Source organism: Bacillus sp. FSL E2-0195 (assembly GCF_038003645.1).
In the GTDB taxonomy this organism is placed as follows: Bacteria; Bacillota; Bacilli; order Bacillales; family Bacillaceae_G; genus Bacillus_A; species Bacillus_A mycoides.
This window is the reverse complement of the sequence record NZ_JBBOPN010000001.1, coordinates 4,897,833-4,910,741: the sequence shown is the minus strand read 5'-3', so window position 1 is coordinate 4,910,741 and position 12,909 is coordinate 4,897,833. Positions and strand designations below refer to the sequence as shown.

Here is a 12,909-nt window from a genome sequence, read left to right as displayed (position 1 = left end):
TGAAGTAGAGGTGAACCATCGGTGAAGCAGGTGTTAGTAATTAAGAATGAACGGTCTTTTGCAAAGAAAATAGTAAGCGGTCTAACGCAAGAGGGCTATTTCATTTTAAAACTTCACAATGAAAACCAAGGTTTAAATATAGTATATGAACAAGATTGGGATATTATCATATTGGATTGGGATTCATTAAGTATATCGGGACCAGAAATTTGCAGACAAATACGACTTGTTAAAACGACACCGATAATTATTGTGACCGACAATATTTCTAGCAAGGATTGTATAGCAGGGCTACAAGCAGGAGCAGATGATTATATTAGAAAACCATTTGTGAAAGAAGAATTAGTAGCGAGGGTTCAAGCTATTTTAAGGAGAAGTGACTGTATCCAGCAAAATGAGACAAATTTTTTTCAGTTTAAAGATCTCTTTGTTGATGCATCTAGCAATATTGTGAAAAAAGGTGGTAAAAATCTCACGCTTACTAAGCGCGAGTACGATTTACTTGTATTTTTAATCAAGAATAAAAACACAATATTGAGCCGTGAAATGCTTTTGAACCAGGTTTGGGGATATAACGTAGTAGTCAATCCCAATGTAGTGGATTTATATATTGGGTATGTAAGAAAAAAATTAAAGTGCGAGAAGAGAGATAGATATATTCAAACGATACATGGCAGGGGCTATTCAATGGTTGAATGATAAAAATAAGATAATAAAATAGTTTCTGTGAAATATTAAAAGACGGAAACTATAAAAAGAAGATTGCTATCAGATAGTGGAATATGAAAAAATTAGCTATTAATGGGCCCTTTTTTGCAGTAGAAATCATGGTTTATAAGGTGCTAATCTATCAGTTAGTACGTGTGGGGGATGGATCTGGTGGAGACTGTATCTAATTTGTTTTTAATTTTGTTAACTCACACCATTCACAAGATTTTCACAGAATTAATGACTATACTTATTTACAGGATGTTCAAATGAAAATGATTATCAATAGCAATTTAGATGCATAAAAGTTACTATCTAATTTAATCTATGGACTTTATCATTTTCGAACTAAATTACATAATAAGGAGTATACGTATGAAAAAAACTATGCTTTTAAAATTAGTAAGTATTCTAGCAATTTTCACTTTAATGTTAGTAGCTTGCTCAGATTCAAGTAAGGAAACTTCGAAAGCTAATAAAGGTGATAGTAGTGATAAGCCAAAAACGGTTGAAATCACTGATGCACATGGAACTGTTAAAGTCCCTGTAAATCCAAAAAATGTAGTTGCTTTAGATAATAGAACTTTTGAAACTTTAGCTGATTGGGGAATTAAATTAGCGGCTGCTCCAAAGGATGTAATGCCTGCAGATTCAGCATATGTAAAGGATAGTAAAGTTCAAAATATTGGAAATCACCGCGAACCAAATCTTGAAATTATTGCAGCGGCAAACCCTGAACTTGTAATCGTTGGTCAAAGATTTGCTGGCCATTACGAAGAAATCAAAAAATTAGTGCCAAATGCGGCTGTTATTGATCTTAATGTTGATGTTTCTGAGAAAGCTACTAAGCCTGGAGAAAACTTAGTAAAAGGACTTAAAGATTCTACAATTTCTCTAGGGAAAATCTTTGATAAAGATAAAGAAGCTAAAAAATTAGTAGCTGATTTTGATAAATCTATTGAAAATGTAAAATCTGCTTATAATGGAAAAGATAAAGTTATGAGTGTTATCGTTACTGGTGGGAATATTGGTTTTGCTGCTCCTCACTCTGGTCGCGTTTGGGGACCAATGTATGAGATTTTCGGTTGGACTCCAGCACTAGAAGTGTCTAATTCTACTGCAGGTCATAAAGGTGATGACGTTTCTGTTGAAGCTATTGCACAAACAAATCCTGATTGGCTTTTCGTATTAGATCGTGATGCTGCAACATCTGATGCTGCTACTTCAGCTCCTGCTCAAGATGTTATTTCTAAATCACCTGCTCTTCAAAACACAACTGCTGTTTCTAAAAAACAAATTGTTTATGCACCAGCAGATACTTACACAAATGAATCAATTGAGACTTATATAGAGTTATTTGGAAATATCGCAAAAACTTTAGCTAAGTAGTGTAAAGGAGTACGAAACAGTGTCAAAAAATATGATTTCTAGGGTTGAGAATATTTCTCAACCCCAGTTTTATAATCACAATAAAATATGGACAAAATCTTTTATAATAGCGATTATAGTTGTTATAATTTTAGGGATTATATCACTGTTTACTGGAGTTTATGATATACGTGGACAAGAGGACGGAATGGAGATGTTTTTCATAACTCGTGTTCCGAGAACAGTTGCATTAATGCTTACTGGAGCTGCAATGGCGATGGCAGGGCTCGTAATGCAACTAATTACACAGAATCGTTTTGTTGAACCTACTACAACGGGGACTATTGAATGGTCAGGCTTAGGCCTGCTTTTTGTATATTTATTATTTCCTGCCCCGACGTTAGTTCAAAGAATGACTGGTGCAATCATTTTTTCTTTTATAGGAACTATGATTTTCTTTCTATTTTTAAGAAGAGTTAAACTCCGTTCGTCTTTAATTGTCCCGATTATTGGATTGATGCTTGGAGCAGTTATTTCTGCAGTGTCTACTTTTTTGGGACTCCTTTTTCAAATGACGCAAAGTATTGAAACTTGGTTCGTAGGTTCATTTGCTACCGTTCAGGTGGGAAGATATGAATATTTATGGCTGATTGTTATCGTTACTTTGCTTATTTTTATGTATGCTAATAGATTGACTTTAGCTGGACTAGGAGAAGATGTCGCAACAAGCCTTGGAGTTAATTACAATAGAATTGTTCTTTTTGGGACTGGCCTTATCTCTGTTGCAGTTGGAATTGTTGCAGCTGTTATTGGAAATTTACCTTTCTTGGGATTAATTGTTCCAAACATTGTTTCAATGTTTAGGGGAGATGATCTTAGGAGTAATTTACCTTGGGTATGTGTAATCGGAATGGGGACAATAACTGCCTGTGACATCATTTCTCGAACAATTATAAAGCCTTTTGAAGTACCTGTTTCTTTAATACTTGCAACAGTGGGAGCAGTCGTATTTATTACTATTTTATTGAGAAAAAGAAAACCAAGGAGGCTGCGATGATCACATTAGACTATAGAAATAAAGAAAATGTCGAAATCGATTCTAGCCTTCATAATGAAAGTAGATCAGCTAGCGCTTTTCGTTCTAAGAAGGAAGCAAGACGTTATTGGATTGTACTGATAACATTGATCGCTTTAGGTCTCCTTTCTTCATATGGACTTTTAGTTTATAACAATCCAGTTCCGATAGATTCACCTTCTTTTATCCCAGTTGTTAAGAGAAGGATAATAGCCATTGTTGCGATGATTATTGCTGCAGTTTGCCATAGCTTGTCGACAGTTGCTTTCCAATCTATTACGAACAATAAGATTATTACTCCTTCGCTTTTAGGTTTCGAATCACTTTATTCAGCAATTCATACGAGTACAATATTCTTCTTTGGTGCTAGTGCATTAATAAACTTTAATGGAATTGGATCGTTTGTATTCCAAGTTGTTGTTATGGTCTTCATGAGTTTGATACTTTATGGATGGTTACTTTCCGGTAAATACGGGAATTTACAACTTATGCTTTTAGTTGGAATTATTATTGGTACCGGACTAAATTCTGTGTCAACTTTTATGAGAAAGCTACTTGCGCCTTCAGAGTTTGATATTTTACAAGCGAAATTATTTGGTTCTGTTAATCACGCAGATCCTGCATATTTTCCTATTGTAATTCCTATGATCATAATTGTAGCAGTATTAATTTTTGCTCATTCTAAGAATTTGAATGTTTTGTCACTAGGAAAGGATGTTGCTACTTCTTTTGGAGTTAAATATCAACCTAGTGTAATTTATACGCTTGTATTAGTTGCTATTTTGATGTCCATTTCAACAGCTCTAATTGGGCCGCTTACTTTCTACGGCTTTTTAGTAGCAACTTTGAGTTATCAGGCGGCGTCAACTTATGATCATAGATATATTTTTCCAATGGCTTTTGCAATAGGATTTTTGATAATGACGAGTGCATACTTTTTAATGTATCATGTATTCCATGCTCAAGGTGTAGTTTCAGTTATTATTGAATTATTTGGTGGAATAATATTCTTAACTATAGTTTTAAGGAAGAGGGCTTTATGATAAAAATTGATAATGTTAAAAAGTTCTATACTGATAAGGTGAAAATAGGACCTTTGGATATTGAAATACCAAAAGCGGGCTTTACTTCTTTAATTGGACCAAATGGCGCTGGAAAGTCAACGACACTATTGATGATTGGAAGACTTTTAGATATGGATGAAGGCCAAATTCAGGTAGCAAATATGGATGTTTCTGAATCCAAATCAAAAGACTTAGCAAAAGTTTTGACTATATTGCGACAAGAGAATCATTTTGTAACTAGGCTTACTGTTAGACAATTAGTTGGATTTGGGCGCTTTCCTTATTCAAAGGGAAGATTAACTAAAGAGGATGAAGCTATTATTTCTAAATATATCGATTTTCTAGATTTAACTAATTTAGAGAATAGATATTTAGATGAGCTTTCTGGTGGTCAAAGACAAAGGGCATATGTAGCGATGGTATTGTGCCAAGAGACTGAATATGTACTTTTGGACGAGCCTCTGAACAACCTTGATGTTGCTCGTTCTGTTCAAATGATGGAGCATTTGAGACGTGCAGCTAATGAATTTGGAAGAACAATTTTGACTGTTATGCATGACATAAATTTTGCAGCCAAATATTCGGATAAAATTTGTGCTATGAAGGATGGACAAATTGCTGCTTTTGGAACAGTAGAAGAGGTTATGGACCCGGAAATTTTAACAGATATTTTTGAAACGAAAATTGAAATTATCAATGGTCCTTATGGGCCAATCGCTGTTTATTAGTTACAAAATGTGAAAAATGAGTATGTCAAAAAAATACTGTAGCTTGTGTAAATCATGCCAGCTACTCTAGTTGAAGTTGCTGTCTGTATTTTATAGGCAGCAGCTTTTTTTAATGCGGTTGCCCATGATAACTCTTAATATTTCTGGCTGCTCGTAACAGTCCTGCATGTATTTCATTACTTCCGGTCCTGCGATGCTTCCAACAATAAACTTGTAAATTACTCATGAAATGCAAAGGAACGCTTCGCATTTTCAAGTATTTACCAAACGAAAAATTTATCTCTGTATAACTTTTTATAAGAATTCAGCTTGTTTTTTTTGTATGTAATATTGCATATAAGAGTGTATTGATAAAAGTGTAAGGGGTCACTATAATGAGGGCATAAAGATAAATCACATTTTCGTAGCAATAAAAAAGGAGGAAATAATATGGAAATCGCAATGGCAGTTTTGAAATTTGTAGGTGGCGTAATCCCGTTAATTCAAGAACTTTTGAAAGCATTTATGTAGGTTTATTAGTTAGCTATCATTTATCAATCATTATCATATCTTACTAAAAAAAGAACGGGGTTGTTTTTCTGAATATTAAGAAAAACACTAAAAGAAGAAAGTTCCTTGCGTGTTTATTAGTTAGTCTATGCACTATTAATTATTCATCTATTTCCTTCGCAGAAACACAAGCAGGTAATACAACTGATGTAACCAAAAATGCTAGTGGCATTGATACTGGTATAGCAAATCTTAAATATAATAATCAAGGGGTTTTAGCTGTAAATGGTGATAAAGTAGAGAGTTTTGTTCCGAAAGAGAGTATCAATTCAAATGGTAAATTTGTAGTAGTGGAACGCGAGAAAAAATCACTTACAACTTCACCAGTCGATATTTCGATTATTGATTCTGTGGCGAATCGTACGTATCCAGGAGCGGTACAACTTGCAAATAAAGCTTTTGCAGATAATCAACCTAGTTTATTAGTGGCTAAGAGAAAACCTTTGAATATTAGTATAGACTTACCTGGCATGAGAAAAGAAAATACAATAACTGTCCAAAATCCGACATATGGTAATGTGGCTGGAGCAGTAGATGATTTAGTATCTACTTGGAATGAAAAGTATTCTAAAACACATACGTTACCTGCAAGAATGCAGTATACAGAATCTATGGTTTATAGTAAATCACAAATCGCAAGTGCCCTTAACGTTAACGCTAAATATCTTGATAACAGTCTAAACATTGATTTTAATGCGGTTGCAAATGGAGAGAAAAAAGTGATGGTAGCGGCATATAAGCAAATATTTTATACCGTAAGTGCTGAACTACCTAACAATCCATCCGATCTTTTTGATAATAGTGTTACTTTTGGTGAGTTAACTCGTAAAGGTGTAAGTAATTCGGCTCCACCTGTTATGGTCTCAAATGTAGCTTATGGTAGAACTGTTTATGTAAAATTAGAAACAACATCTAAGAGCAAAGATGTACAAGCTGCTTTTAAAGCCTTACTTAAGAATAACAGCGTCGAAACGAATGGACAGTACAAAGATATTTTTGAAGAAAGTACTTTTACTGCTGTAGTATTAGGCGGAGATGCGAAAGAGCATAACAAGGTTGTTACTAAAGATTTCAATGAAATCCGAAATATCATTAAAGATAATGCTGAATTAAGTCTTAAAAATCCAGCATACCCAATTTCATATACAAGTACTTTTTTAAAAGATAATGCAACTGCTGCTGTTCATAACAATACAGATTATATCGAGACGACAACTACAGAATATTCAAGTGCTAAAATGACACTGGATCATTACGGTGCTTACGTTGCGCAATTTGATGTATCTTGGGATGAATTCACATTTGATCAAAATGGTAAAGAAGTACTAACACATAAAACATGGGATGGTAGCGGCAAAGACAAAACGGCTCATTACTCTACAGTTATCCCTCTTCCACCAAATTCAAAAAATATAAAAATCGTAGCAAGAGAATGTACTGGTCTTGCATGGGAATGGTGGAGAACAATTATTAATGAACAAAATGTTCCATTAACAAATGAAATAAAAGTTTCAATTGGAGGAACAACATTATACCCAACTGCTAGTATTAGTCATTAGGTATAAAAAGGCGCCCTGTAAGCAGGGCGCTTTTTTACTTAGTCACAAATTTTACTCTTTCCAAAACTGTTCCAATAGAATGATAAGCATGGTACCCACAAGTAATCCATTACTTAAAACATATTGTAAGGAAGAAGGAATTCCGCTAAATGCACTTTCTGGAAGAAACATTATTCCCAAACTGATTAATAATGAAATTCCTAATATTGTTAATCGGCGTTGATTTAATTCTTCACGTAAAATGGATTGAAATGAAATGCCTATTACTTGGACAAATGTTGCTAAAAGTGCGGCATTAGCAATAGGACCTGGTAGCAAGGATATAAAGTTTACAATTGAAGGAATAAAAGAAATTCCTGCTAATATAAGACTTGCTATAAGGAACGACTTCATTTTTCTTTGTCCTGTTAGTTGAATAAATCCTGCTGATGCAGGTAATGGTACAATTCCAATTGTAGAAAACAACGACGAGATAATATGCGATATACCTCCGGCCCACACGCCGCGGTTCAGTATTTGCTTTTCATTTTCTTTAGATAACGGAGCCACTTGTTTTACAGCCGAAATAGCAGCGATTGTATTTGCAACTAAAAGAAATGTAAATAAAGTTGCAGTTAGAGCCATTCCAATATCTAATCTAGGCATGCCCCAAGCGAATATCTCTGGTAACTTAACTAACGGTGTGTGTGAAGGTATATGAGATGATTTTCCTAATACAGCATACAAAAGCCAACCACATGAAATGCCAAGTAACACAGCGTAACTTTTCATCCATCCTTTCCCTTTAATTGATAAGAAAGTAATAAGGGCAAAAACAAAGAGCGCAATAGTAGCCGTTGTATAATCAGGATGAGTTACAGCTCCTTGTAATCCCATCATTCCTTTTAGTAACACACCACTAAGCTGAAGAGATAATATTAAAAGAAAAGTGCCTGTAACCAAGGGTGTAAATAAACGTAGAATTCGATGAACAAGCCCTGTTATACCAAGGAGGAAGAGTAATATACCTGCAATAATTAATCCACCTTCTAAAAGTTGTAATACATCCTTTGCACTTTGTCCCTGATGCATAGCGACTTGTCCCAATATGACAAATATACTTACCCATGAACCGGCTGGCCCATCCGCTATGGGATAGCGATGCCCAAACCATGCTTGTATAAATGAACTTACTCCTACAACTAAAAAAGTTCGTTGCATTAATGTTGAGATATCTTCTATTGATAAATGGAATATGCCACCAATAATGATAGGCAATGCAATTGCATTTGCTAATAAAAACACAAACCACTGTAGAATACTAAAGCTCGTATCGACGTATTTTTTATTCATATTATTCTCCCTTGTATAAAAAGAATCTCATAGTAAAAATCCATCCTTTCTATACAGCTAGATTAAAAAGGATGGATTTTATAAATCTATAAAATCACTTTAATTATATAGATAGATTTTTAATTAATTACCATGTACGGAACGGTAAGAATTTCCCGTTAAGTGTAATCACGATACGAGGGTCGCCACCTTTTGGATCTTCTTGTGTGTCCACACCTAGATTGAAGTTAATTGCACTCATTACACCTTCGCCAGCTTTTTCTAGGATTAATTCTCTAAGAGTCGGTGCGTATTGTAACATCATTTCATATAATCGATATAAGATTGGGTCAGTAGGAGGCATTTGCATTACTTGACCTCGAAGTGGAACTACTGTTAATGCCTGAACTACTTCTTCATCTAATTCTAATAGTTTACCAATTTTTTCTGCTTCCGGACGTGTCATTGTAGCTTGTCCTAATAACGCTGTTACAACCCAAGTCTCAGAGTTTTCACTTACTTTTGAAATTTCTTCCCATGTTAAACCTTTTGCAATTTTTGCTTCCATAATTTTTTGCGTAGCTTCTTGTCTATTCATATCTAATAACTTCCCTTCATTTAAGTAATAATTAATTTTTCATACCATTTAATGCTTTATATCCATCAACTATTAAATCTAATTTACCTGTGTGAGGATCAATAACTAAACCATGTACAGGAACATCTTTTGGAATAAGTGGATGATTTCTTACTAAATCAACATTAGCTTGAGTTGAACCGTTGACATCATCGAATCCAAATAACCATTTTTCAAGGTCAACACCAGCATATTCAATCGCTGATAAAATTTCTGGTGAAGCTACTCCACGATCTAATATTTTTTGAAGTGTTCCTTTTGGATTAGTTTGGCTCGCACCACATCTTTGGTGTCCGATAAGGAAGATTTCATCTGCATTTAGATCATATACTGATGCGACAACACTTTGCATAACACTATCGAAAGCAGAAGCAATTTTACCACCTGCATTTCTGATAACTTTTGCATCACCATCGTGTATATCTAAAGCTTTTGGAAGTAGCTCAATTAAACGAGCGTCCATGCAAGAAACAACAACCATACGTTTTTTAGGCAGTTTTGTCGCTTCACGAGGAGCGTATTCTTTATTTTCTACAAATTGTTCATTGAACGATAAAATCTCTTGTAATAACATATTTGTAACCTCCTTTAAATCTAGATGTATTTTTTTGTTGCGTCCTCTGTGTTATAAATAAATATAACTGATAAACAATGTGATGTAAGAGGATAAACTAAGTATAGTGAATTGTATCGACAAGCAGAATAAGTTGGCGAAACACTTTCTGGCTTTCTACTTTCACGATGAAAGGATTGGTTTATATCATTGATCAAACAGATTTTGAGATACTGAAATTATTAGGAGAAAACTCAAGAATACAATGGAAAGAACTTGGTCAAAAAATACATATGACAGGGCAGGCTGTAGGAAATCGAATTCGAAGATTAGAGGATTTAGGGATTATTGAACAATATACAATCACAATAAACCGAATCAAATTAGGACAAGTAGTGACTGCATTTGTTACTTTATTCGTAACAACAGCTAATCATCAAGAGTTTATGAATTTCTTTCAAAAAGAAGAAGGGATTTCTGAAGTAGACCGTATAAGTGGTGAGGGATGTTATTTATTAAAAACACATTTTGCTTCTAATGAAGAATTGGATAACTTTCTGGGGCGACTATTAAAGTATGGGAATTATCGTGTTAACTTATCAATAGGAAAGTTAAAATAAGATTTCTTTTTTTGAGGTTATAGTAACATTATTTGCTAAACCTTATTTGTATAGAGATAATAAAATTTTTATCTTAAATAGTCGGAGCCTTACTACAATTTATGTGTAGTAAGGCTTTTTAAAGCTGTTAAAAAAATGAGAGATATTATATTCAACAATCGTGCTGAATTGTTGAGGGGGATATAAGACAATTTTTTTCAAGGGAATCATAAATGATTTTTCTTTAAAAAAATCCTGCAGCTCAGTACAGGATTTGTAATCAAACGTTTTTAAAAGCTAAATTGTGGTTTTATATCACCTTTATAAGGCTCATGTTCAACGAATATAGTTATGTCTTTACCCGCTTGGTCTTTACCAGTTCTTTTATACGTAAATTTCTTATTATTCAGTTCAGTAAGTTCAAGAGCCGCACCATATTTATTATTTCCAATTGAAACATGAGCTCTTATTTTATTTTCATGTACAACATCGAAGTAGCCATAATCACCGCTGCTTTGACCTGTTTCGCTATTGAAGAACTCGTATTTATTAGACTTGTCATCAAATTTTGCTAGACTTATAAAATTCGAATTAAACTGCGTTACATCATTACCGGCTTCATCTAATACCTTTGTTCCATGCCAAAGGGTTCCGCCTAAAATTTTATCTCCATCCACGTTTTTAACGATATCACCTGTAGTAGAGTTTAGCTGCTTATCCGGATCCGTGAAAGAAAGCTCTTTTTCTTTATATGGAACATGTTCAACGAAAACTTCTACATCTTTACCGTTAGCATCTTTCCCCATTCTTTTATAGGTAAATACATTTTTATTTAGCTTTGTCATGTCAACAACAGCTTGATACTTCATTGATTCTGAAATTAATATTCTTTTCTTCCCATCATTTGTGACAAAGAAAGTTCCTTTATCGCCACGGCTTGCACCAGTCTTAGCATCAAAAAATTCATATCTTCCTGACTTCGCATCATATTTTGCAAGACCAATGAAGTTTGCATTTTCTTTCGTTAAGTCATTTTTATCTTTGTCATACACTCTTGTACCTTGCCAATTTGTCTCGCTAAGAATATTAGCCATTTTTTGCCCTTTAGTTAACTTATTTTCCTTTTTAGTATCTTTCGCAGCTTGTTCTTGTTTTTGTTTACTATGATTTTCTTCAGCTTTCGTGCCAGCGCAACCTGTTAATGCTAATGTGAATCCTAGCAGTATGGATGATAGTACTTTTGTTTTTTTATTCATTTTTATCGTCTCCTTATTGTATGATTTTAGTTAGTACGGTTTGCGATTATAGTAGCAGTTCGTCCTTTTAAATTTTTGTTATATGAAAAGATTCAGGTGGGAGCAACGAACTTAGTTACTACGTTTATCATGTTAATCCCCGAGTATAAACTCCCTCTAAATAAATCATTAAAAAAAGATAAACTAATTCCTAAAAAATTTTCATATTTATAAAAAACAATCGCTAGCTTACTGGATGGCCCTTTCGAACGCTTATCAATTTTTTTCTGATACCTACGAGTAATCGAAAAATACATAGTAAAGGAAGAAGGAAAGCTGTTAACAGTAATGTAATTCTTAATAGAGTTAATCGAGTGTATTATAAAAGTTTTTAAGATGAATTGTAGGGGAAATGATGATCTTATAGAAGGTGATTCCTATAGGAAGGGGATGTCCATGTTTGATTCAACAGATTTTAAAATTATAAAGTTACTACAAGAAAACGCTAGAATGAACTGGAAGAAAATTGGAGAGATAGTACATTTGACTGGCCAGGCTGTTGGGAAACGAATTAATAAATTAGAAGAGGCGGGTGTCGTTCAAAAATATACGATAGATATCGACAGGGATAAGTTAGAAGGGTCTATTATGACGTTTGTTACACTATTTCTGCATGCACCACATTATCATAATCAAATTCAAACTTTTTTTGAAAAAACGGACTTAATTACTGAAATGTATCGTATAAGTGGCGATGGGTGTTATATCATGATTCTTCACACATCTTCGCACCAGCAATTAGAAGAGACTCTTGCAGATGTTTTACATTATGGTGATTATCGTATAAATACTGTCATTAAGACAATCGAAAAAAAGAAAGAATAAGAGATTTATTCTTTCTTTTTTTATATGGAACTGTAATTCTTTATTTGCTCTTGTTTATAAAACAGTTTGCCGACATGATTTTCGCATAAATATCACCAAACTCTAACGAACTCATGAACGATTGATGAGCGTGTACTGCGGGGATCAGATTTCCTTGAAATTCTAAATCTCTTGTTGTACAAGCATCTTCAATTACAACACATTGAAATCCTAAATCACTGGCAGCACGTACTGTTGCATCAATACATACATGAGTCATCATACCGCAAATGACTAGTTGATCTATTTTTTCTTTCTTTAATGTTTCAAATAAATTGGTTCTTAAAAAACTGTTAGGGTGATGTTTTTGTATGACTCTTTCGTTAACAATTGGCTGTACATCATCATGAATTTGAACACCTACTGTTTCAGGTAAGAAGAAAGTAGCTCCTTCATTGTTCGCAATATGTTGTACGTGAATAACTGTTTTATGTTTTTCACGAAATACTTTCAAGACTTCTTTCGCTTTTTGTGCGGCTTTTTCAGGTTGATGTAATTCCATATTACCGCCTTCAAAGTAATCATTTTGTATGTCGACTAATAGTAACGCTTCGTTCATCATTAATCCCCCCACAATTATTTATACAGCAAGTTATTTG

Annotated in this window: 13 protein-coding genes; 8 read left to right on the top strand and 5 right to left on the bottom strand. The window is 33.9% G+C overall.

Translation table 11 applies throughout. The features are described from left to right. The first annotated feature begins 21 nt into the window (after positions 1 to 21). From MHH59_RS25540 to alo, 6 genes are all read left to right on the top strand, one after another. A complete protein-coding gene (locus MHH59_RS25540) occupies positions 22 to 699 on the top strand; it encodes a response regulator transcription factor (RefSeq protein ID WP_003192297.1) in 678 nt (225 codons plus the stop codon). Between the two features lie 384 nt (positions 700 to 1,083). After that, positions 1,084 to 2,097, top strand: coding sequence for a siderophore ABC transporter substrate-binding protein (locus tag MHH59_RS25535; RefSeq protein ID WP_002139176.1), 1,014 nt, complete (start codon positions 1,084 to 1,086; stop codon positions 2,095 to 2,097). A gap of 19 nt (positions 2,098 to 2,116) precedes the next feature. Further along, positions 2,117 to 3,133: an ABC transporter permease gene (locus tag MHH59_RS25530; protein ID WP_201057040.1), complete on the top strand. Its 1,017-nt coding sequence runs from the start codon at positions 2,117 to 2,119 to the stop codon at positions 3,131 to 3,133. After that, positions 3,130 to 4,194, top strand: coding sequence for an iron chelate uptake ABC transporter family permease subunit (locus MHH59_RS25525; RefSeq protein ID WP_002089519.1), 1,065 nt, complete (start codon positions 3,130 to 3,132; stop codon positions 4,192 to 4,194). Before MHH59_RS25530 ends, MHH59_RS25525 begins: the two co-directional genes overlap by 4 nt. After that, positions 4,191 to 4,943, top strand: a complete 753-nt coding sequence (locus MHH59_RS25520; protein WP_002139178.1) for an iron ABC transporter ATP-binding protein — start codon at positions 4,191 to 4,193, stop codon at positions 4,941 to 4,943. The genes MHH59_RS25525 and MHH59_RS25520 overlap by 4 nt, the downstream gene beginning before the upstream one ends. Before the next feature lie 578 nt (positions 4,944 to 5,521). Further along, positions 5,522 to 7,051 carry a thiol-activated cytolysin family protein gene (gene alo, locus MHH59_RS25515; protein ID WP_206771721.1) on the top strand — a complete coding sequence of 510 codons (1,530 nt, stop codon included), beginning with the start codon at positions 5,522 to 5,524 and terminating at the stop codon, positions 7,049 to 7,051. 51 nt (positions 7,052 to 7,102) lie between these two features. Here the strand turns inward: alo and MHH59_RS25510 are convergent, their stop codons facing one another. The 3 genes from MHH59_RS25510 to MHH59_RS25500 form a co-directional block, all read right to left on the bottom strand. Beyond that, positions 7,103 to 8,383 (bottom strand): purine/pyrimidine permease, encoded by a 1,281-nt coding sequence (locus tag MHH59_RS25510; protein ID WP_201057039.1) that lies wholly within the window; start codon positions 8,381 to 8,383, stop codon positions 7,103 to 7,105. 127 nt (positions 8,384 to 8,510) lie between these two features. Then, complete coding sequence (cynS, locus tag MHH59_RS25505) at positions 8,511 to 8,960, bottom strand: cyanase (RefSeq protein WP_001081567.1); 450 nt, start codon at positions 8,958 to 8,960, stop codon at positions 8,511 to 8,513. A 31-nt stretch (positions 8,961 to 8,991) separates the two neighbouring features. Further along, on the bottom strand, positions 8,992 to 9,573 hold the full coding sequence (locus tag MHH59_RS25500) for a beta-class carbonic anhydrase (protein ID WP_002129867.1): 582 nt from the start codon (positions 9,571 to 9,573) through the stop codon (positions 8,992 to 8,994). A gap of 167 nt (positions 9,574 to 9,740) precedes the next feature. On the opposite strand from MHH59_RS25500, the gene MHH59_RS25495 reads away from it, so the two are divergent. Further along, the gene (locus MHH59_RS25495; RefSeq protein ID WP_201057038.1) at positions 9,741 to 10,172 is read left to right on the top strand and encodes an Lrp/AsnC family transcriptional regulator; all 432 of its coding nucleotides are present in this window, start codon (positions 9,741 to 9,743) and stop codon (positions 10,170 to 10,172) included. 269 nt (positions 10,173 to 10,441) lie between these two features. On the opposite strand, the gene MHH59_RS25490 is transcribed toward MHH59_RS25495, so the two are convergent. Further along, complete coding sequence (locus MHH59_RS25490; protein WP_201057037.1) at positions 10,442 to 11,407, bottom strand: DUF4822 domain-containing protein; 966 nt, start codon at positions 11,405 to 11,407, stop codon at positions 10,442 to 10,444. A 429-nt stretch (positions 11,408 to 11,836) separates the two neighbouring features. On the opposite strand from MHH59_RS25490, the gene MHH59_RS25485 reads away from it, so the two are divergent. Then, entirely contained in the window at positions 11,837 to 12,271 is a 435-nt protein-coding gene (locus tag MHH59_RS25485; protein ID WP_201057036.1) for an Lrp/AsnC family transcriptional regulator, read from the top strand. 40 nt (positions 12,272 to 12,311) lie between these two features. Here MHH59_RS25485 and MHH59_RS25480 read toward each other — a convergent pair whose 3' ends face one another. Further along, on the bottom strand, positions 12,312 to 12,869 hold the full coding sequence (locus MHH59_RS25480) for a cysteine hydrolase family protein (RefSeq protein WP_078177985.1): 558 nt from the start codon (positions 12,867 to 12,869) through the stop codon (positions 12,312 to 12,314). Positions 12,870 to 12,909 lie beyond the last annotated feature (40 nt).

Excerpts from the sequence above, each read along its gene's own strand:
- MHH59_RS25535 (WP_002139176.1), top strand. The coding sequence starts at position 1,084 with ATGAAAAAAACTATGCTTTTAAAATTAGTAAGTATTCTAGCAATTTTC.
- MHH59_RS25525 (WP_002089519.1), top strand. The coding sequence starts at position 3,130 with ATGATCACATTAGACTATAGAAATAAAGAAAATGTCGAAATCGATTCT.
- MHH59_RS25520 (WP_002139178.1), top strand. The coding sequence starts at position 4,191 with ATGATAAAAATTGATAATGTTAAAAAGTTCTATACTGATAAGGTGAAA.
- MHH59_RS25510 (WP_201057039.1), bottom strand. The coding sequence starts at position 8,383 with ATGAATAAAAAATACGTCGATACGAGCTTTAGTATTCTACAGTGGTTT.
- cynS (WP_001081567.1), bottom strand. The coding sequence starts at position 8,960 with ATGAATAGACAAGAAGCTACGCAAAAAATTATGGAAGCAAAAATTGCA.
- MHH59_RS25500 (WP_002129867.1), bottom strand. The coding sequence starts at position 9,573 with ATGTTATTACAAGAGATTTTATCGTTCAATGAACAATTTGTAGAAAAT.
- MHH59_RS25495 (WP_201057038.1), top strand. The coding sequence starts at position 9,741 with ATGAAAGGATTGGTTTATATCATTGATCAAACAGATTTTGAGATACTG.
- MHH59_RS25490 (WP_201057037.1), bottom strand. The coding sequence starts at position 11,407 with ATGAATAAAAAAACAAAAGTACTATCATCCATACTGCTAGGATTCACA.
- MHH59_RS25485 (WP_201057036.1), top strand. The coding sequence starts at position 11,837 with ATGTCCATGTTTGATTCAACAGATTTTAAAATTATAAAGTTACTACAA.
- MHH59_RS25480 (WP_078177985.1), bottom strand. The coding sequence starts at position 12,869 with ATGAACGAAGCGTTACTATTAGTCGACATACAAAATGATTACTTTGAA.